Source organism: Bacillus sp. 0102A, assembly GCF_036765155.1.
Lineage (GTDB): Bacteria > Bacillota > Bacilli > Bacillales > Bacillaceae > Bacillus > Bacillus subtilis_G.
The window spans coordinates 211,861-232,196 of record NZ_JBAIZW010000003.1; the positions used below are offsets into that span (position 1 = coordinate 211,861).

A 20,336-nucleotide genomic window follows, 5' to 3' on the forward strand; every position below is an offset into this window, starting at 1 on the left:
TGGAAAAGAGAAAACTGGCTGGGAGCCGGTTTTTTTCTTTTCTGCTAAGGTCTAAAACGAAAAATAACAAAAGCAGAATGTACTCTTACAACAAGAGACAGATCATCAATATCTGTCTCTTTCAAGTGCCTTTATAACTATGACTTTAGGTGCTCTAATATCATAAAGCGCTTTCATTAGCTGTATAACGAACGAAAACAAGATCATAGACCTACACATAGAGAGTGTTATATGCCTAAATTAAGCCGTTTACCCTATTTATGCCGCCTTCTGGCTATTTTAAAATATAATATATGGAAATAAAGTATGGGAAAGTCTATCTTCATCAGCTCTTCCATACGACTTTTTGAGTATTAAGAGGTGATTCAGATGGGTTATGAAAGTAAGCTGGCGGATATCAAAAGTTCGCTCAACGGAAAAATTTCCGATATCGAAGACAAGATCGAAAAGCTGAAAAAAGCAAAAAAGGACATAGACACACTGCAAGAAGAGGCCATTACAGAAATCAAAGACATTGTGAAACCGGAACTGGGCAAGCACTGGACGGGAACAAAAGCGGATGATTTCGACAAGGGCAGAGAAGAGGCGAAATCGGAAGCTTCCAAGATTGTGAATGATAAGTATAACGAGTATATGGCTTCGATTAGTGGTGAAATTATTAGTCTAGAATTATATAAAGCCACTTATGCGTCGGAATTGTTCATAGCAAATGGTGCAGCAGATCTTCTTAAAAAGGGAGAAGAATTCGCGGAAGAAGTCGGAAATACAATTAGACAACTAAAATGGTGGTGATCTTTTTTTATGTCAGAAATTAAGCTGAAATACGACACTGTTATCAAAACATTGGATTCTGTCAAAGATGCGCTGGCTGGTGTATCAATCGGCGCCGCCGGATCTAATGGCAAGAACAACCTGGAATATACAAAAAAGTACCATGAGCGCGAGGCAAGCATTAAAACCATGCTGGGCGATTATAAAAAAGCCGTCCAAAAAAACATAGAAGACACGAAAGACAATGTTGATTCACTGAAGGAGCAGGACGAGGCAATTGGCGCAAAATAGCATAGAAAGGGCTGTGCAATGAGTAAAGTATTTGAATCAAAGACTTTAATCGAAGAAGCGAAGAGCAGGAAAAAGCAATATGAAACGCTTGAAGAGCAGTTAGAAACCCTAAAAAAAGCGTTTCAGGCTGTAGCCGATCTAGGCCAAGATTTTACAGGGAAAGGCGCAGACAACATCAAAGATTTTTTTCAAGGACAGGCTGATATTGTAGACACGTGGCTGAAGCTTGTCTCGGCACAAATCGCTTTTTTTAAAGGAATCTCAGGAGATATCAAAGAAAAAGAACTGAAAGATCATTATGTGGAAACGTCATATCTGGAAAACGAGCTGCCAAACGGGAGTTTGAAAGCGTCTGAAATCGTCTCCGCGCACAAATTGGAGATTGACAACATTCTCGCCGATCTTGTCGGCATTTTGGATTTATCCTCTTATTCTCTTAATGATTACGCCGACAAGATGTACGACGCACAGAAAATCCGGCTCGATACCATTACAGCGATTGATGAGCTGGACGAGTCGCTGACCACAGAATATCAAAACCTGCAGTCGCTCGATAATGCTGTGCTTGCTAAATACACCGCTTTAATGCAAGCGACAAGCAAAGGAAAAAGCGCCTCTCCCATTCACTACAACAAAAAAGCATTCACCTCAAGCGAAGTTTATAAAGGTGCGGTAGAAGCGGAAAAGCAAGCGACTTCTTATATTGAGGCGAAAGAACAGCAAGCAGAAGCAAGACGCCTTCAAGAAAAAGCGGAAGAAGAAGCAAATAAACCATGGTATGAAAAAACATGGGATGGCATCTGCACCTTCACAGGCGAAGTCACTGGCTATTATGATACGATAAGAGCAACCGAAGGCTACGACCCTGTCACAGGAGAAAAACTCTCCACAGCCGAACGCGTCACAGCCGGCGCCATGGCAGCCGCAGGGTACATCCCGGTCGTCGGCTGGGCAGGCCGCGCCTTCAAAGGCGGAAAAGCCATCTACAAAACCGGAAAAGCGGCTATTGCCACAGAACACGCATTAGACGCCTACAAAACAGGCAAATCCTTAGACATTCTCAAAATGTCAGAAATGGGCGCATACGGCCTTGTTGCGTCAAACGGATTCTCAGAAGCAGTTACTGGACGGGATATGTTTGGTAACGAAGTGTCTGAGGAGAAGCGGAAGCAGGGTGCGCTGGAAGCGGCTTTGAGTTTAGTTGGTGCAGGGGCGCTGGCGAAACATGTAGATAAAGGCATACCGCTTGCAACTCATTCAAAAGTCCAAAAAGCTAACAAAACACTAGAAAAAGTAAAACAATTCAAAGTCCCAACCAACGTACGCGTATACGCAGAACGCCCTGTAACTCCGGATGGCTCCACGTTCGGAATCCCAACAGTCCGTGTAGATGTGGAAAAGACGGCTGTGAAGGATCTTGGGATTGTGAAGATGGCGAGTGGTAAAACTCCTAATTTTTCCAAAATTCATGATTATGTCGCTCATAATAATTATTATAGCTCTAAAGAATTTAGAAGAAAAATAAACGAAGCAGAATACTTTGATCATGGAAAAAAACACATAAAAGCTAAGACTGATGAGCAGGCAAAACAATTCAGTGAGACTGGAAGGAAACAAGCTCAGTATTTAGCGTCTGTAGATAATAAGACTTTAGAGAAGTTAGTTTTACAACAAGGTAAAATTGTTGATGAAGGAAAAGGAACTATTTACTTTTTTCACCGCTTTGATCAGCCTGTCGGTTATGACTTAGGGAAACCTTGTAACTGGGTAAGAGCAGAATTAACAAGTGGAGGAAAATATCACGGACATCCAATGAATGATGAGAGAATAAAAAATTATTTAAACAAAATGATGTCAAGAGAAGAGTATATTCAAAATAGGAAGTGAATGCACTTTGAGAAATGATGATTTTTCAAGAATACAACCATTAAAGTTCCTAGATGGATGGACTGTGGTAGTGAATAATTTAAACTCAGAAAAAAAAGAAAAATATGAACTGTTAAAACTACAAAATGAAAAACGTAATGCTGTTATTAAGGCAATTTTTGAAAATAATCAGTACCATATCAAAGTAGCTGGCTTAAATACAGATAAGATTTATAAAGATGAATCTTTTGATGAGATAGAACAATTATTAGAAGAGTTAGAATATCAAATCTGGAGTGTGGGAAGTGGGGTTTTAGAGGGTTTGCAGCCACTAAGCCAACAGATTCCCAATTTCTTAAGGCTAAAGATACCGGCTGGTTGGACTGTTGATTATATTACATTAAAAGATACTGATCCTAAGACCCTAGAGGCAAATGATGATGCTTGGTTATTTGACTTTAATCAAGATCTTCTGCAAATTTCTCATAAGACAAAAAATTTGTTGCTTGATGTAGGGTGGTACCCAGAAGGGGATCCAACCGGTAGCTATGGGATTGAACTGATAAAAAACGGAGATTGGGAAAATCCTGTAGAGGATATTATGTGCACTGAACTTAAAGAATTAATTAAACAATTAGATCATATTTTTATGAAAGAAATTAAAAATGAATACTAATAAAAAAGCAGGTTGTACTACCTGCTTTTTTCTATGAAGCATCATTTGTCTAATTAGACTATTGACTGGAGTCTTCGCAAGTCAGAGATTAGAATATCATCAGATAGAAGTAAACTAGTTACTATAGAGGTTATGATTGTGAGAAAACATGTTAAATTAGATGTCCCAAAAGCAAATATACATCCTCTGAGAATAACACAAGGTTGGAAAGTGAATTATAATTATTTTATTGAAATAGACCCAAGAACTTTAGAACAGAATGATGATTCCTGGTTTTTATTCACAGACAGTTTGTTGCAGCTTTATCATGAACAATCCTCAATAACGCTTGATTTAGGCTGGGTTCCTGACATTTCTCCTAAAGGTAGTTATCTGGTTTTAATAGTCAAAAATAATGATTGGGAAAATCCTATTAAAGAATTTTCATCTGATGACTATAATAAAGTGATTTTATTTATTGAACATCATTTAAAACAAGTAACAACTACTTGGTGGAAGTAGGTTTAAGTATTAATGTTTAATGGATGGAATGGGGATTATCCTTATGGAAGTTTTATAGCCTTGAAAGCATCTGAACAGAGACGGCTAATTTAAGAAGTAAAAAGAGGAAAACTAGTGAAATGAAAATACATCAAATTCACGATTTTCATCTAAAAGATGAATCGGATTTTGTCCAAACACAACAATCCCTTATACATAAAATCAACTTATCCCCCACTATCCATCCAAACTCCATCAACACTTACGCGGGCGTCGACCTCGCTTATTGGGAGCAGGATGGCGAACCTTACGGGGTGTGCAGCATTATCGTGATTGACGCTGATACAAAAGAAGTCATTGAAAAAGTGCACAGCGTGGGGAAAATCAGCGTGCCGTATGTTTCCGGTTTTCTTGCGTTCCGCGAGCTGCCGCTGATCATCGAGGCGGCCAAAAAGCTGGAAACGGAGCCGGATGTGTTTTTGTTTGATGGCAACGGGTATCTGCATTACAACCATATGGGGGTTGCCACCCATGCGGCTTTTTTTCTGGGGAAGCCGACAATTGGGATTGCGAAAACCTATCTCAAAATTAAAGGCTGTGATTTCGTGATGCCTGAAAATGAAGTTGGTGCATATACCGATATTATCATTGACGGCGAGGTATATGGACGGGCGCTGCGGACGCGGCGGGACGTGAAGCCTATTTTCTTGTCTTGCGGAAATCATATTGATTTAGAAAGCAGCTATCACATCGCGATGAGCCTGATCAATCAAGAAAGTCGGCTGCCGATCCCTGTCCGCCTTGCTGACCTTGAAACACACGTCTTGCGAACATTTTATCAAAAAAATCACGTGTAACACTTGCAGACCGAGAACTGCAAGTGTTTTTTATTGGTTCCTGTATACCTCGCTTATATATACAGACGGGGCTACTCCTGTGACCCGTTTGAACACTCTGCTGAAGTAATAAGGATTAGAAAAGCCTAATGTGCTGCTGACTTCGGTTACGTTTAAGTTGCTTGTTTTGAATAGATCAATTGCCTGTGCGATCAGCAGTTCATTTTTATAAGCTGTGATGCTTTTCCCAGTTTGCTTTTTGAAGAGGGAAGAAAGATAGGCATAATTCATTTCTAAAGCATCCTCAAAATCTCTGCTAACCAGCTTTGCATGCTTGTTTTGGTGAAGAAATTCAATAATTCGGCTGATGATCCTTGAAGAGCGGGTGCCGGCCTGACTATGTATCGCATTGCTATACAGGTCAATGAAGAATTGATAGGTGAGCGAACACGCTTGGAGCGCTCTGAAAGCACTTGATGATTCAAAGGCATGAACAATGCTGCTCAGCTGTTTTTCTGTGTACTTACGATGAGAGACAGAACCGCTTTTCGGTAAGGTTAATTGCGATGAATAGATGTTGTCGAGAAGGATTGGTGAATTGTGAAATGGAGAAAACTCTTCCTCCTGATCCAAGGAAGGTTCGGCATAAAAATGAATGTAGTACCATTCGGTTCCGGGTGTATAAAAATCGCCTCCCCAATGCGGTGTATTGTTCTTAAGAAAAAGATATCCCCCCGCTTGAATGCGGTACTCGTTTTCGTTCTCAAATACATGGATCGCGCCTTGTTTTACGTAAAAAAATACACTGATTCCATCCATCGTCCTGTCAGGGTGCCGTAAAGTCCCTTCTATATCCTTCATATGTCCGGCCTCACGGATCTTAGGCAAATGATTGGCTTGGAGTTTTACTTTATACATGGCTTCACCATCTTTCTTCTTATCTCCAGTGTAACGGTTCAATCTAAAAAAAGGATATGTTTTTGATAAATATTGAATTCACATCCCTTATGATCATTTAGATAATAAAAGCATCACCATGAATTGATGAAACTTGATAGGGGGAGATCAAGATGGAAAATGTAACATTATTAAAAGGGATGTTTTTTGATTCTCAGATGAAAGGGAAAGAATATTTGCTTTTTTTGGATGTAGACCGTCTTTTGGCTCCGTGTTATGAGGCTGTATCACAGACGCCTAAAAAACCGCGCTACGGCGGGTGGGAGGCAAAGGAAATTGCCGGACATTCAATCGGTCATTGGCTTTCCGCCGCATCAGCCATGTACCAGGCTTCCGGAGATGAAGAGCTGAAAAGGAAAGCAGAGTACGCAGTGAATGAGTTGAATCATATCCAGCAGTTTGATAAAGAAGGATATGTAAGCGGTTTCCCCAGAGCGTGTTTTGATGAGGTGTTCAGCGGTGATTTTCGGGTAGACCACTTTAGTTTGGGAGGTTCTTGGGTGCCGTGGTACAGCCTTCATAAACTGTTTGCGGGATTGATAGATACGTATCGGCTAACTGGTAATCAGATGGCTTTACGTGTCGTCGCCAAGCTGGCTGATTGGGCAAAAAAGGGACTGGATCGCCTGACCGACGAGCAATTTCAGCGTATGCTGATATGTGAACATGGCGGAATGAATGAGGCGATGGCGGATCTATATATGCTGACGAAAAACAAAGCGTACCTTGAACTTGCAGAACGTTTTTGTCATCGAGCTATTCTTCAGCCTCTGGCAGAGGGAAAGGATGAGCTTGAAGGAAAGCATGCCAATACCCAAATTCCAAAGGTGATTGGAGCCGCTAAGCTGTACGATATAACGGGTAAAGAAGCATATAGAAAAGCCGCACTCTTCTTTTGGGAACAGGTAGTCTATCAGCGTTCCTACGCAATTGGCGGCAACAGTATCGGAGAGCATTTCGGAGCGGAAGGCAGCGAGGAGTTAGGTGTGATGACCGCAGAAACGTGCAATACGTATAACATGCTGAAATTGACGAAGCATTTGTTCCGGTGGTTTCACGAAGCGAGATTTATAGATTACTATGAAAACGCGCTTTATAATCACATTCTAGCTTCCCAAGATCCCCATTCGGGCATGAAAACCTATTTTGTTTCCACACAGCCGGGCCATTTTAAGGTGTATTGTTCACCGGAAGATTCTTTTTGGTGCTGTACCGGCACGGGAATGGAAAACCCCGCTCGCTATACGCAGCATATTTATCATATAGACCAAGACGATCTGTATGTGAATTTATTTATTCCTTCACAAATAAACATGCAAGAAAAACAACTGATCATCTCACAGGAAACCTCTTTTCCAGCGTCGGAAAAAAACAGGCTGATTGTGAAAAAAGCTGACGGCGTACCTATGGCGCTTCATATCCGCATACCTTATTGGACAAATGGCGGTCTTAAAGCTGCGGTCAATGGGAGACGAATTCAGTCCGTTGAGAAAAAGGGGTATCTCGTTATCCATAAACATTGGAACACAGGAGATTGTATTGAGATTGATTTGCCGATGAAACTCCACATCTATCAAGCGAAGGACGACCCTAAAAAAAGCGTTCTGATGTATGGACCGGTTGTGTTGGCTGGAGCACTGGGGAGAGAGGACTTCCCTGAAACAGATATACTTGCTGATCATCTCGCCCTCAATAACCATCCTTTAATTGATGTCCCTGTGTTGGTTGCGGATCATCGTCAATTGGAGCAATGGGTGAAGCGGATAAATAAAACATCACTCGTTTTTCAGACGAAACCGATTGGCCAGCCGGGTAATAAAGAAATCACATTAATGCCGTTCTACAATGTGCATCATCAGCGGTATTCCGTTTATTGGGATGTGATGACTGAGAAAGAATATCTTGATTATACAGATGAAGAAAAAGAAAAGAAGGAGATCATCAGACGCATAACAGTTGATGCCGTTCAGCCGCATGAGCAGCAGCAGGAGATCGAACATCACCTAAAGAAAGAAAACTCTTACTCCGGTTACGCGGATATTGTTCACAGAGGCTGGCGAGACAGCAGAGGAGATGGTTTTTTCAGTTATGAGATGAAAACAGAGCCGAGTCAACCCATGTATTTGCTGGTCACATATTTTGGAAGTGATGATACCTTTCAAGCAGAAGAACAAACTTACGAAAGACATTTTGAAATTATGATAGATGATCAACTACTCGCCAGACAGCAGCTGAAGGCAAATCATCCGGGAAAACTTTTTGATGTATGTTATGACATTCCAGTTGCATGGACGAAAGGAAAAGAGAGAGTAACTGTCACGTTCAAATCCAAAGAGGGAACAGCAGCGGGCGGAGTGTTTGGGGTAAGGATGATAAATGAGAAAATGGTTTTACAATGAATGCCTAGCGATATGAATTGCTTGTTCATTCAAAAACTTGCGGCACATGGGCCGCAAGTTTTTTATTTGAATGTTTTCCTCGTCAAATCGATAAAAGCCTTTAATGGCGCAGACATCCATTTGTCCTTGTGCCATGCTAATTGAGTAAAAACGGGGCAATCGTTCTGCCAATTGAGTTCTTTCATCCGGCCTGCTGCGATCTCATCTTTTACTGTCATTTCAGGCAATAGTCCAATTCCAAGTCCCGCCATCACGCATTGTTTGATGGCTTCTATGCTGACAAATTCTAATTTGTCAGGGTAGACAGCGGCGTCATGTAAAGTGTTTTCAAAGAGCGTGCGGTAAGAGCAGCCGTCTTCTGTCAGCAGAAGGGTTTCGTTTTGAAGATCCTTCAATGTTACTGGTGAATGTGCAGGGAAAGGATGATCGTTGGCAGCTACTATTTTAATCTCATCCTGAACCAGAGATTCAACGTGCAGTGCGTCGTCCGCCCGGCTTACATCCAAAATAAAGGTGATATCAAGCTGGCCCTGTAAGAGCTGTTCTTTCGCTTGCTCATTGGAAATATACGGTTTGAAGATGAGCTTTACTTGGGGAAAAGCCTGTTTAAATGCTTTTATGATAGGCGGAAGACGGTATGTGCACTGGCTTTCCGTCGCCCCGATTTTTAAGGTTCCTGTTGTTTCTCTAACTTGATTTGCGGCCATTTTTGCCTCTTCTGTTAAAGTAATGATCTTCTCTGCATAGGCTTTGAACGTTTTGCCGGCTTCTGTCAGGATGAGCCGCTTGCCGAGCCGCTCAAATAAAGGCGTCCCGATTTCTTCTTCAAGTGATTTGATCTGAGAGGTAACACTTGATTGTGCATAATTAAGCATCTTGGCGGTTAGGGTGAAATTCACCTGTTCTGCCGCCGTAATAAACGTTATCAGCTGCTTCAATTCCACCTGTTCTCTTCCTTTCTAAATCGATTTTATCGATTGTATTAATCGAAATAATCATCTGTATTGATTAATGAATCCATTATATGATGAAGAAAATCATTCGTAAACAAAGGAGCAGATGCATCATGAAAATTGCGGTTATTAATGGCGGCACGCGGTCTGGCGGAAATACGGATATTCTTGCGGAGAAAACTGTTCAAGGATTCGATACGGAACACATTCATTTGCGTAAATATCATATCCAGCCAATTGAAGATTTGCGCCATGCTGAAGGCGGCTTTGGCCCGGTTCAAGATGACTACGATTCAATCATTGAACGGACATTGCCATGCGATATTCTCATATTCGCTACCCCAATTTATTGGTTCGGCATGTCAGGAACGTTAAAGCTGTTTATTGATCGCTGGTCTCAGACATTGAGAGATCCCCGATTTCCTGATTTTCAACAGCAAATGTCGATGAAGCAGGCATATGTGGCAGCAGTGGGCGGAGACAACCCTAAAATAAAGGGGCTGCCGTTGATTCAGCAATTTGAGCATATTTTTGCATTCATGAGGATGCCTTTTAAAGGCTATGTATTGGGAGAAGGCAATCGTCCCGGCGATATTCTTGATGATCATCAGGCGCTGTCCACTGCGAGCCGATTATTGAAAAGACATGATGCGATATGAAATTTCTGCTGTCGGTCATTGCTGGCATGCTGATGCTGGCATTCTTTTTCATTTGGAAGGCGCCGCCTGCTGATTGGATTCAGATTGAAACCAATTCGCATCAGATTAAGCAATCTGTGAGAATGGCAGGGACCACGCTGCAAATCAAGCACATTAAGAAGAATGATGCAGGCGAAGAACAAATTGTCATATCGAACGGCATTTCGGGACCAAAATAAAAAAGCACCTGTCCGGGTGCTTTTTTCTACAAATGAGGAATCACAAGACCGCCATACAAAAACGCCGTGATAATCAGAAATGCCGGATGCATCTTGAATTTTGTCATGGCAAGGAGGGAAATCCCCGCAATCACGATAGATTGGATCCAGCCGATCGCTTTGATGCCATCGGCGGCAATTTGCCAGGTAAGAATGAGCATCATGACCGCGATGACAGGCTGAACGGATAGCGTCATGCCCTTGATGACGGGTGATTGGCGGAAGCGCTGAATAATGCGCAACAGGACGATCAATGCGAGCGCCGACGGTACGATGGTTGCGATCAGCGCAACCAGAAAGCCGGACCACCCGCCGGCACTGTACCCAACATAGGCGGCGATTTTGGTTGCGATCGGTCCCGGCAATGCGTTCGCAAGCGCGAGCATATTTGAGAATTGGTCGTTTGAAAGCCAGCTGTATCTGTTGACAACTTCTTCAAACATCAGCGGGATAGACGCAGGTCCGCCGCCATACCCGAGTACGTTTGCGATAAAAAACGCCATAAATAAATAAATCATAATCATGAGGCCGACATTCCTTTATCTTTTGAATGTTTATTTGTGATTTTGTCTTTTAATTTAAAATGAAACGCTCCGTACGCTAGGAAAATGATAATGACAAGGCCCGGATTGATCTGTAGCGTTTGCAGGCCGATAAAAGCAATGATAAAAAACGTGATGCCTGTAACCCAGCCGAAACCTTTAAGCGCTTTTTGGCCAAACTCGTATGCCATGATACCGAGCATTACCGCAATGACCGGTGTTACAGCACCAATCATGCCGGCAACAACTGCTGAATGGCTTAAGACATTTACAGCGGCAAACAAGCCCACCATAGCAAGACAAGTAGGCAGAATATGGGCCAGGGTTGCGACAATCGCGCCTAATGTGCCTTTTAGCTTGAAGCCCAAATACGCAGCCATTTTTGTGGCAATCGGTCCGGGAAGCGCATTAGCGATCGCTAATATTTCTCCGAACTCATCATCGTCAATCCATTTATATTTATTGACCGCTTCATGGCGGATCAGCGGAATCACGGAAGGTCCGCCCCCGAACCCTAAAATTCCGGTACGCACCATTGCGGCTGTCATATCCCGATAAGGATGGTTTTTCATTCGTTTCTCTCCTTTTACAGCTTCATTCCCATACGGCTTTTGTATCGTTTGATCAGCATCTGGCAATCAACGCTGACGACGCCTCGCAGCGGATACAGCCGTTTTGTTAAAAACTCTTCCATTTCTTGATCGTTGGCAAAGATCCCGTGCATATGCAGCTTGCTCGGGCCTGTCATGTGATAAAGACTGGTGACCGCAGGCTCTTCCTCAAGCTTAAGAGCGACCTCTTCTAAAAACTGCGGCTCGACCTCGACATTGAAAAACACGGATACATGAATGCCGATTTTAGCGGGATTGATGACAGCGGTGAATTTTTCAATAACACCGGCTTCGATTAATTGGTTGATACGAGCCTGTACGGCGACCCTTGATAAATCAACTCTTTTGCCAAGATCCGTATAAGATATCCTGCCTTCCTCGTGTAAAATGGTGAGAATTTGTTTGTCGATCTCATCAAGAACAAGGTTGGGGATTTGATATTCATGACTCAATTGCTCCACCTGCTTTCGTTGCCTTTTAGACTTCATTTTATCATAAAAGTTACTTTTCGAAAGGTAATTTTTATATTTGTTTTCAAAATGAATAAAATAATGTTTTATTGTTTTCGAAAGGGATAAAGTTCGTCAGTTTTTCTGCCGCATCAGTAGATGTGGAAAATCAGGCTCCATATACTAAAGAAAATCTCTTAAAAAGGGGACTTGTGATGAACAAATCTGTCATCGGTACAAAGCAAATGGTCGTCAGCCCGCATTATCTTGCTTCTCAAGCTGGAAATCGCATACTGGACAAGGGAGGTAACGCGTTTGATGCCGCTGTGGCTGTAAGTGCTTGTCTGGCAGTTGTGTATCCGCATATGACAGGGCTTGGCGGGGATTCCTTTTGGCTGACCTTTCACCAGGAAACAAAGGCGGTAAGAGTCTACAATGGCAGCGGCCGTTCAGGGAAAAATGTGACGAGAGATGTTTATAAGGGAAAAAGCGCGATTCCGCTGCGGGGGATCGAAAGTGCCATTACCGTTCCGGGGATGGTTGATAGCTGGGATGCGATACTGAAGGAGTACGGACATAGGTCTCTTGCGGATGTGCTGGAACCCGCACGAGACTATGCCCAAAATGGGTTTCCAGTATCAGCTGATCAGTGCCGTCACACAGAAACAAATCTTAAACTGCTGGCCTCCGCGCCTTACACGGCCGACATCTTCACAAGAAGCGGCAAAGCGCCTGTCCCGGGAGAGCGGTTTGTGCAAGTAGAACTTGCAGACAGTTTGAACATGCTTGCCGAAAAAGGAAGAAGCGTATTTTATGAAGGAGATATCGCTCAACGGATTGTCTCGTATTTACAGCAAAACGGCAGCTGCATGACACTTGATGATTTTAAAGCGCACCGGGGCGAGTGGACGGAGCCTGTATCAAGTGATTACCGAGGGTACAGCATGTACCAGGCGCCGCCGAATTCTCAGGGATTTACCGGTTTATTGACGCTGAACATTTTGGAAAACTATGATTTCCACAAAATTGAGCACGGCTCTTTTGAGTATTATCATGTGTTAGTGGAGGCGCTGAAAAAGAGTTTCCTAGATCGAAATGCCGTCCTGACTGATCCGGCGTTTGCTGACATTCCGCTTGAAAAGCTTTTGGACAAAAAGTATGCAAAACAATTGGCGGAAGAAATCGGTTATCTGGCAGAACCGGCAGAAAGCAGGCCAGTGGGAAGTGACACGGCATATGCGGCCGTCATCGATGCGGATGGCAATGCAGTGTCATTCATTCAAAGCCTGTACTTTGAATTTGGCTCGGCTGTCACTGCTGGTGATACAGGCATATTACTGCAAAACCGCGGGTCATTTTTCTCATTGGATCAAGATCATGTCAATACGCTTGAACCGAGAAAGCGCAGCTTCCATACCCTGATGCCGGCTATGGCCTGCAAAGACGGTAAACCGAAAATCCTATACGGCACACAAGGCGGCGAGGGCCAGCCACAAACCCAGACGGCCATGATTACCCGAATGCTGGACTACGGAATGCATCCGCAGCAGGCAATCAGCGAACCGCGCTGGGTATGGGGCAGAACGTGGGGAGAGGAATATGAAGGTCTCAGAGTCGAGGGCAGATTCTCAGAGGAAACCATCGAAAAGCTGAAAGACAGCGGGCATCTCGTGGAGGTTGTCGGTGACTATGATCCGCTGATGGGGCATGCGGCAGCAATCAAAGTGGATGAGGAAGGCTTCCTCCAAGGCGGAGCCGACCCGCGGGGGGATGGGGCGGCTGTGGGGGTTTGAGGTATTAGATGAAAATACAAATATAAATAAAAATGACTAGAGAAAGGAAAGTACTAAATAAGTAGTGTACGTATTGTTTATTTTCACGCTCATATTTCCATTCCATAAATGTACGGAAACCATTTATCACGAATAGATAGAAAATAAGCATAATCTCTGGAGGAAAGCGTAATAAAGAAAACCCTAATAAAATGAGCAAGACGACTTCCACCAGCCCTTGTGTGCTATTTACAGGTTTATACCACCAAGGCGGTTTAGAGATGCCTAGTTTTTTTCGGGCATAGACATAAAAAACAGTATTGATAAAAGCTGCGACCAGTATCACAATCAAAAAATGAGTGCCTGACATATAAATTCCTCCTAATCAACCTTTTATACGAAGGGGAAGGAAAAATGTTCCACAAAAGAACACTCGGTTTTCTCCGGGTGTTCTTTTCATAGGAAACACTTTGTGATCACGAGGTCTTTTTGACTAGTTTCTTCTATTTAAATAGTCCTTTTGTTCAACTGGGACGAACCAGCGTAAATTCTTCGCCGAGCTTCGCATAGTGGTTGCCCGCCAATCTTGAGGCAGGCTTTAATTCATCTGTCAAAACATATCCCTTTTCTGCATCATACACCTTTTCATCGAGGTGGAAGCAGACGACTCTGCCGATGAGCAGATCAGCTGTGGTCACGCCTTGATCATTGTCGAACATCATATGCTGCTCTAATGTGCATTCAAAGCGAATGCGGGCTTCTTTAATGCCTGGAACCGAAACAGCTTTGCTTTCGACAGGATGAAGCGAGGTGCGGGTGAGTTCGCTTTCGTCCGGCCCTAAGCTTGCCGCCGTTTCATTGATGTCTTCAATGATGGCTTCATCACTGACATGTACGACAAATTCTCCGTTCTCCACCGCGTTTCGGGCTGTATCTTTTTGGCGTCCTCCCGCTCGGTTAACAGAAATACTGAGAAGCGGAGGATCTGAGCTGACAACGTTATAAAAACTAAAAGGCGCGGCATTTATCGCTCCGCTTGAAGAAAGTGTGGTTACAAAGGCAATGGGGCGGGGGATGACGGTACCTGACAATAGCTTGTATGTGTCTTTGGCACTAAGCTGATCAGCTTGAAATATGTACATAGCAACAACTTCCTTTATCGTTAGGATACTTTGATTATAACGAAATGGTTTCAAGGAAACCAAATGATGAGGGTTGCATATCTTATGTCATGACATATATCTAATACAGGGGAAATCGAAAAATAGGCTCCGTACGTCTGCCGGCAGCCTATGGATTGATAAAATTTTAAATTTATTTGTATTTCTTTTTGACTACCCAGCAATTGCCGTCTTTCCAGAATTCTTTTTTGCTGTGATAATCATCGTCTTTTTTGTGGCGATGGTGGTGATGCGGTTTTTTGTAGTGTTTTTTGTGAGATTTTTTCTTATGGGAACAATATGGTTTTTTGTGTGTCCGATGTGACTTTTTGTAGCTGCGAGATTTTCTCTTGTGAGAACCGTATGACTTTTTGTAGCTGCGTGATCTCTTGTGAGAGCAGTACGATTTTTTATGGCTGCGTGATCTCTTGTGAGAGCAGTACGATTTTTTGTGGCTGCGAGATTTCTTGTGAGAACAATACGATTTTTTGTGGCTGCGAGATTTCTTGTGAGAGCAATACGATTTTTTGTGGCTGCGAGATTTCTTGTGAGAGCAATACGATTTTTTGTGGCTGCGAGATTTCTTGTGAGAGCAGTACGATTTTTTGTGGCTGCGAGATTTTTTGTGAGAGCGGCACGACTTTTTATGGCTGCGCTTTTTTCCATGAGGCTCTTGGTACAAATAGTCTTTTAAACCTTCTTTTTTTGCGGATTTCACCGCTTCTTTGATGTCAGAATGGGAATAGTGGCCCAATTCGAAATCCTCCTTTTTAAAAATGATGTTAAGGATGAAGATCCTTACTACCCACATAGTACGCACGGATTTAAAAAGTGTATAAGTGTTCCGCTGAGATCTCACAAAAATAAAAGCCTAAAATTTGTAAGGGGGTTTATGGATGAAGAACCAATCTCATTTACCGCTTTATCAGCTGTTTGTTCATCCAAAAGATTTGCGTGAATTAAAAAAAGATATATGGGACGATGAACCGGTGCCGGCTGTAATGAAAGTAAATCAAAAAAGGCTGGATATTGACATTGCTTACCGGGGATCACATATCAGAGACTTCAAAAAGAAGTCATACCATGTTTCTTTTTATCAGCCGAAAACATTCCGCGGCGCACGAGAGATTCATTTAAATGCGGAGTATAAAGATCCTTCCATGATGAGAAACAAATTGTCGCTGGATTTTTTCTCCGAGCTTGGGACGCTGTCTCCAAAAGCAGAGTTTGTGTTCTTAAAGGTAAATGGGAAGAATGAAGGAGTTTATCTTGAACTTGAATCCGTTGATGAATATTATTTAGAGAAAAGGAAGCTGGCGGACGGGGCGGTTTTTTACGCGGTTGATGATGACGCTAATTTCTCGTTGATGAGCGATTTGGAAAGGGAGACGAAGACGTCACTTGAGCTTGGATATGAAAAGAAGACAGGGACTGAGGAAGACGACTTTTATTTGCAGGATATGATCTTTAAAATTAATACTGTCCCTAAAGCTCAATTTAAATCAGAAGTGACAAGGCATGTGGATATCGATAAGTATTTGCGCTGGCTCGCCGGCATTGTATTCACCTCAAACTATGACGGGTTTGTCCACAACTACTCGTTGTACAGAAACAGTGAAACCGGATTATTTGAGGTGATTCCTTGGGATTATGATGCGACCTGGGGCAGGGATATCCATGGAGAGCGGATGGCTGCCGATTACGTAAGAATTCAAGGATTTAATACACTAACCGCCCGGATTTTGGATGAACCCGATTTTCGCAGGTCCTACAAGCACTTGTTAGAAAAAACGCTTCACTCTCTTTTTACAATAGAGTATATGAAACCGAAAATAATGGAGATGCATGAACAGATTAGGCCGTTTGTCCTGATGGACCCATATAAAAAGAACGATATTGAACGTTTTGACCGAGAGCCAAATGTGATATGTGAATATATTATAAAACGAGCTGATTACCTCAAAAGTGAGCTTGATTTTTTATCCTGACGATAAACGGGCGGATTCCGGAGAACGGAGCGCCTTTTTTTATTTCCATTCATTTATTGATTTGCATATATCCACAAATTGTCCCAGTACAGGGTTTTGACTGTCTTTGCGATATGCGATGATCCATTCTGCTTTAAGCTGAAAATGATCAACGCTTCGATATGTGACGTCAAGGTTAAACAGCCGTCTGGCCGAGGATGGGACAATGGTAATGCCGATGCCCGCTGTCACCAGTCCGATCACCATTTGATATTCTGTCGCTTCCTGAACGATATTCGGCACAAAACCCGCGTTTTCACAGAGCTGAATAAAGTCGGTATATAACGTTGGCCACGCTTCTTTGGAAAGGGTGATGATCGGTTCGTTTTCCAAATCTGTAATGTCGATTGATTCTTTTAATGCAAGCGGATGCTGTTTTGGCAATGCGAGGATGCATGGACTGCTCTGGGTTGTCTCAATTTGCAGCTCCGGATGCTCTAACGGCGGATGGAGAATCCCGATGTCGATATGTCCCTTGAGCAATTCCTCCTGCTGCCTGTAAGAAGCGATCTCTTTCAGTTCAATTTTCACAGAGGGGAATTTTTTACGGTATTCCCGGATGATCGGCGGCAAAAATTCATATGTAGCTGATCCGACAAAACCAATGACGAGATGGCCGTGCTCGCCGCGAGCCGTTCGCTGGGCCAGTTCAATCGCTTGATCAATTTGCATCAATGCAGTACGACAGTGATTTAAAAATATTTCTCCTGCTGCGGTAAGCTCCACAAATCTTTTTGTCCTCTTGAGAAGCGTCACCCCGACTTCTTTTTCCAGCTGTTTGATCTGCTGGCTGAGAGGAGGCTGTGTCATGTTCAGCCGAAGCGCAGCTTTTCCGAAATGAAGCTCTTCGGCTACTGCGATAAAGTATTGAAGATGGCGAAGCTCCATTCATATGCATTCCTTTCCTTAGGTTAATAATTCGCAATACATATTAATCATAAGGCGAATCGATATTGGAGGTCAATTTCCAAAGAGTGTATAGTGAAACGTATCACAAGAAATATTTAAAATTTAATGTTTAAAATGCATAATAAGGAGTGAGGGTGTTGACAAAAGCAACAAAAGAACAAAAATCCCTTGTGAAAAACAGAGGGGCGGAGCTTGTTGTTGATTGCTTAGCGGAGCAAGGTGTCACACATGTATTTGGCATTCCAGGTGCAAAAATTGATGCGGTATTTGACGCTTTACAAGATAAAGGGCCAGAAATTATCGTTGCGCGGCACGAACAAAATGCAGCATTTATGGCGCAAGCAGTCGGCCGTTTAACTGGAAAACCGGGAGTTGTGTTAGTCACATCGGGACCAGGCGCTTCTAACTTGGCAACAGGACTGCTGACAGCCAACACTGAAGGTGACCCTGTCGTTGCGCTTGCTGGGAACGTGATCCGTGCCGATCGTTTAAAACGGACACATCAATCTTTGGATAATGCGGCGCTGTTTCAGCCGATTACAAAATACAGTGTAGAAGTACAAGATGTGAAAAATATACCGGAAGCTGTTACAAATGCATTTAGGATAGCGTCAGCAGGTCAGGCTGGAGCCGCTTTTGTGAGCTTTCCGCAAGATGTTGTGAATGAAGTCACAAACACAAAAAGCGTGCGTGCTGTCGCAGCGCCAAAACTTGGTCCTGCAGCAGATGATGCAATCAGTGCGGCCATTGCTAAAATACAAACAGCGAAACTTCCTGTCGTTTTAGTCGGCATGAAGGGCGGAAGACCGGAAGCGATTAAAGCAGTCCGCAAGCTTTTGAAAAAAGTTCAGCTTCCATTCGTCGAAACATATCAAGCAGCAGGGACTCTTACAAGAGACTTAGAGGATCAGTATTTTGGCCGTATCGGCTTGTTCCACAACCAGCCTGGCGATTTACTGATTGAACAGGCTGATGTTGTTCTGACAATCGGTTATGACCCAATTGAATACGATCCGAAATTCTGGAATGTCAATGGTGACCGGACGATTATCCATTTAGATGAAATACTGGCTGACATTGATCATGCTTACCAGCCGGAGCTTGAATTGATCGGAGATATTCCATCTACAATCAATCACATCGAACACGATGCTGTGAAAGTGGAGTTTGCTGAACGTGAGCAGAAAATCCTGTCTGATTTAAAACAATATATGCATGAGGGTGAGCAGGTTCCTGCAGATTGGAAATCAGACAGAGTGCATCCTCTTGAAATCGTAAAAGAATTGCGAAACGCAGTCGATGATCATGTGACAGTGACTTGCGATATTGGTTCACACGCGATTTGGATGTCACGTTATTTCCGCAGCTACGAGCCGTTAACATTAATGATCAGTAACGGTATGCAAACACTCGGCGTTGCACTTCCTTGGGCAATCGGCGCCTCATTGGTGAAACCGGGAGAAAAAGTGGTATCCGTCTCTGGTGACGGCGGTTTCTTATTCTCAGCGATGGAATTGGAGACAGCAGTTCGTTTAAAAGCGCCAATTGTACACATTGTATGGAACGACAGCACATATGACATGGTTGCATTCCAGCAATTGAAAAAATATAACCGTACATCTGCGGTCGATTTCGGAAATATCGATATCGTGAAATATGCGGAAAGCTTCGGAGCAACTGGCTTGCGCGTAGAATCACCAGACCAGCTGGCAGATGTTCTGCGTCAAGGTATGAACGCAGAGGGTCCTGTCATCATTGATGTCCCGGTTGACTACAGTGATAACATTAATTTAGCAAGTGACAAGCTTCCGAAAGAATTCGGGGAACTCTTGAAAATGAAAGCTCTCTAGCACTCTGCGCATCACGACACTGTTTGATACAGCACTAAACAAAAGGAGTGAAGGGAATTATGAAACGCGAAAGCAACATACAAGTGCTCAGCCGCGGCCAAAAAGAGCAGCCTGTGAGCCAGATTTATCAAGTATCAACAATGACTTCTCTATTAGACGGGGTATATGACGGGGATTTTGAACTGTCAGAGATCCCAAAATACGGAGACTTCGGTATCGGAACCTTTAACAAGCTTGACGGAGAGCTGATTGGGTTTGACGGCGAATTTTACCGTCTCCGTTCAGACGGAACTGCGACACCGGTCCAAAACGGGGACCGTTCTCCGTTCTGTTCATTTACGTTCTTTACACCGGACATAACGCACAAAATTGATGCGAAAATGACACGTGAAGAATTTGAAAAAGAGATCAACAGCATTCTGCCAAGCAAAAACTTATTTTACGCGATCCGCATTGACGGATTGTTTAAAAAAGTGCAGACAAGAACGGTAGAATTGCAAGAAAAACCTTACGTGCCGATGGTTGAAGCGGTCAAAACGCAGCCGATTTTCAACTTCGACAATGTGAGAGGAACAATCGTAGGTTTCCTGACACCAGCTTATGCAAATGGAATCGCCGTTTCTGGCTATCACCTGCACTTCATTGACGAAGGACGAAATTCAGGCGGACACGTTTTTGACTATGTGCTTGAGGATTGCACGGTTACGATTTCACAAAAAATGAACATGAACCTGAGACTTCCGAATACAGCGGATTTCTTTAATGCGAATCTGGATAACCCTGATTTTGCTAAAGATATTGAAACAACTGAAGGAAGCCCCGAATAACAGAAAAAAGAAAGCCTCTTTGTACAGGGCTTTCTTTTTATTTG

The 20,336-nt window shown here is 43.1% G+C and carries 22 protein-coding genes; 13 read left to right on the top strand and 9 right to left on the bottom strand.

The genetic code is table 11. The features are described 5' to 3' along the window. Nucleotides 1-369 precede the first annotated feature (369 nt). From V6D41_RS09300 to V6D41_RS09325, 6 genes are all read left to right on the top strand, one after another. On the top strand, nucleotides 370-792 hold the full coding sequence (locus tag V6D41_RS09300; RefSeq protein ID WP_333518002.1) for a YwqH-like family protein: 423 nt from the start codon (nucleotides 370-372) through the stop codon (nucleotides 790-792). Between the two features lie 9 nt (nucleotides 793-801). Next, nucleotides 802-1,062, top strand: a complete 261-nt coding sequence (locus V6D41_RS09305) for a YwqI/YxiC family protein (protein ID WP_087992642.1) — start codon at nucleotides 802-804, stop codon at nucleotides 1,060-1,062. Nucleotides 1,063-1,080: 18 nt separating this feature from the next. Further along, on the top strand, nucleotides 1,081-2,949 hold the full coding sequence (locus V6D41_RS09310) for a ribonuclease YeeF family protein (protein WP_333518003.1): 1,869 nt from the start codon (nucleotides 1,081-1,083) through the stop codon (nucleotides 2,947-2,949). A 7-nt stretch (nucleotides 2,950-2,956) separates the two neighbouring features. Further along, nucleotides 2,957-3,604 (top strand): hypothetical protein, encoded by a 648-nt coding sequence (locus V6D41_RS09315; protein ID WP_333518004.1) that lies wholly within the window; start codon nucleotides 2,957-2,959, stop codon nucleotides 3,602-3,604. 132 nt (nucleotides 3,605-3,736) lie between these two features. After that, a complete protein-coding gene (locus V6D41_RS09320; RefSeq protein ID WP_333518005.1) occupies nucleotides 3,737-4,105 on the top strand; it encodes a hypothetical protein in 369 nt (122 codons plus the stop codon). Nucleotides 4,106-4,224: 119 nt separating this feature from the next. Then, entirely contained in the window at nucleotides 4,225-4,941 is a 717-nt protein-coding gene (locus V6D41_RS09325) for an endonuclease V (RefSeq protein ID WP_333518006.1), read from the top strand. A gap of 30 nt (nucleotides 4,942-4,971) precedes the next feature. Here the strand turns inward: V6D41_RS09325 and V6D41_RS09330 are convergent, their stop codons facing one another. Continuing rightward, complete coding sequence (locus tag V6D41_RS09330) at nucleotides 4,972-5,838, bottom strand: AraC family transcriptional regulator (RefSeq protein ID WP_333518007.1); 867 nt, start codon at nucleotides 5,836-5,838, stop codon at nucleotides 4,972-4,974. Nucleotides 5,839-5,990: 152 nt separating this feature from the next. Between V6D41_RS09330 and V6D41_RS09335 the strand changes: the two genes are divergently transcribed. Further along, nucleotides 5,991-8,276: a beta-L-arabinofuranosidase domain-containing protein gene (locus V6D41_RS09335; protein WP_333518008.1), complete on the top strand. Its 2,286-nt coding sequence runs from the start codon at nucleotides 5,991-5,993 to the stop codon at nucleotides 8,274-8,276. A gap of 62 nt (nucleotides 8,277-8,338) precedes the next feature. On the opposite strand, the gene V6D41_RS09340 is transcribed toward V6D41_RS09335, so the two are convergent. After that, nucleotides 8,339-9,220, bottom strand: a complete 882-nt coding sequence (locus tag V6D41_RS09340; RefSeq protein WP_333518009.1) for a LysR family transcriptional regulator — start codon at nucleotides 9,218-9,220, stop codon at nucleotides 8,339-8,341. 122 nt (nucleotides 9,221-9,342) lie between these two features. Here V6D41_RS09340 and V6D41_RS09345 point away from each other — a divergent pair, with 122 nt between their 5' ends. Both V6D41_RS09345 and V6D41_RS09350 read left to right on the top strand, forming a co-directional pair. After that, nucleotides 9,343-9,888, top strand: coding sequence for a flavodoxin family protein (locus tag V6D41_RS09345; protein WP_333518010.1), 546 nt, complete (start codon nucleotides 9,343-9,345; stop codon nucleotides 9,886-9,888). Beyond that, nucleotides 9,885-10,106, top strand: coding sequence for a hypothetical protein (locus V6D41_RS09350; RefSeq protein ID WP_333518011.1), 222 nt, complete (start codon nucleotides 9,885-9,887; stop codon nucleotides 10,104-10,106). Before V6D41_RS09345 ends, V6D41_RS09350 begins: the two co-directional genes overlap by 4 nt. A gap of 26 nt (nucleotides 10,107-10,132) precedes the next feature. On the opposite strand, the gene chrA is transcribed toward V6D41_RS09350, so the two are convergent. Genes chrA through chrS form a run of 3 tightly spaced genes read right to left on the bottom strand, consistent with a single transcriptional unit; the run spans nucleotide 10,133 to nucleotide 11,750 of the window. Beyond that, the gene (chrA, locus tag V6D41_RS09355; protein ID WP_333518012.1) at nucleotides 10,133-10,669 is read right to left on the bottom strand and encodes a chromate resistance efflux protein ChrA; all 537 of its coding nucleotides are present in this window, start codon (nucleotides 10,667-10,669) and stop codon (nucleotides 10,133-10,135) included. Then, nucleotides 10,666-11,259 carry a chromate efflux transporter subunit ChrB gene (gene chrB, locus V6D41_RS09360; protein WP_333518013.1) on the bottom strand — a complete coding sequence of 198 codons (594 nt, stop codon included), beginning with the start codon at nucleotides 11,257-11,259 and terminating at the stop codon, nucleotides 10,666-10,668. Before chrB ends, chrA begins: the two co-directional genes overlap by 4 nt. Nucleotides 11,260-11,273: 14 nt before the next feature. Next, nucleotides 11,274-11,750 carry a chromate efflux transcriptional regulator ChrS gene (chrS, locus tag V6D41_RS09365; RefSeq protein WP_003235604.1) on the bottom strand — a complete coding sequence of 159 codons (477 nt, stop codon included), beginning with the start codon at nucleotides 11,748-11,750 and terminating at the stop codon, nucleotides 11,274-11,276. A gap of 212 nt (nucleotides 11,751-11,962) precedes the next feature. Between chrS and ggt the strand changes: the two genes are divergently transcribed. Then, nucleotides 11,963-13,540, top strand: coding sequence for a gamma-glutamyltransferase (gene ggt / locus V6D41_RS09370; RefSeq protein WP_333518014.1), 1,578 nt, complete (start codon nucleotides 11,963-11,965; stop codon nucleotides 13,538-13,540). Nucleotides 13,541-13,544: 4 nt separating this feature from the next. On the opposite strand, the gene V6D41_RS09375 is transcribed toward ggt, so the two are convergent. The 3 genes from V6D41_RS09375 to cotG all read right to left on the bottom strand — a co-directional run bounded on the left by V6D41_RS09375 (nucleotide 13,545) and on the right by cotG (nucleotide 15,433). Continuing rightward, nucleotides 13,545-13,889: a DUF4181 domain-containing protein gene (locus V6D41_RS09375; RefSeq protein ID WP_087991751.1), complete on the bottom strand. Its 345-nt coding sequence runs from the start codon at nucleotides 13,887-13,889 to the stop codon at nucleotides 13,545-13,547. A 154-nt stretch (nucleotides 13,890-14,043) separates the two neighbouring features. Then, the gene (locus V6D41_RS09380; RefSeq protein WP_333518015.1) at nucleotides 14,044-14,661 is read right to left on the bottom strand and encodes a flavin reductase family protein; all 618 of its coding nucleotides are present in this window, start codon (nucleotides 14,659-14,661) and stop codon (nucleotides 14,044-14,046) included. A gap of 172 nt (nucleotides 14,662-14,833) precedes the next feature. Then, nucleotides 14,834-15,433, bottom strand: coding sequence for a spore coat protein CotG (cotG, locus tag V6D41_RS09385; protein ID WP_333518167.1), 600 nt, complete (start codon nucleotides 15,431-15,433; stop codon nucleotides 14,834-14,836). Nucleotides 15,434-15,575: 142 nt separating this feature from the next. Here cotG and cotH point away from each other — a divergent pair, with 142 nt between their 5' ends. Next, nucleotides 15,576-16,667: a spore coat protein CotH gene (cotH, locus tag V6D41_RS09390; RefSeq protein ID WP_333518016.1), complete on the top strand. Its 1,092-nt coding sequence runs from the start codon at nucleotides 15,576-15,578 to the stop codon at nucleotides 16,665-16,667. Between the two features lie 39 nt (nucleotides 16,668-16,706). Here cotH and alsR read toward each other — a convergent pair whose 3' ends face one another. After that, nucleotides 16,707-17,594, bottom strand: a complete 888-nt coding sequence (alsR, locus tag V6D41_RS09395) for an acetoin biosynthesis transcriptional regulator AlsR (protein ID WP_333518017.1) — start codon at nucleotides 17,592-17,594, stop codon at nucleotides 16,707-16,709. Nucleotides 17,595-17,752: 158 nt separating this feature from the next. On the opposite strand from alsR, the gene alsS reads away from it, so the two are divergent. Together alsS and budA are read left to right on the top strand one after the other, a co-directional pair. Further along, a complete protein-coding gene (alsS, locus tag V6D41_RS09400; protein ID WP_087991746.1) occupies nucleotides 17,753-19,465 on the top strand; it encodes an acetolactate synthase AlsS in 1,713 nt (570 codons plus the stop codon). A 59-nt stretch (nucleotides 19,466-19,524) separates the two neighbouring features. After that, nucleotides 19,525-20,292 (top strand): acetolactate decarboxylase, encoded by a 768-nt coding sequence (gene budA / locus V6D41_RS09405; RefSeq protein ID WP_202327938.1) that lies wholly within the window; start codon nucleotides 19,525-19,527, stop codon nucleotides 20,290-20,292. Nucleotides 20,293-20,336 lie beyond the last annotated feature (44 nt).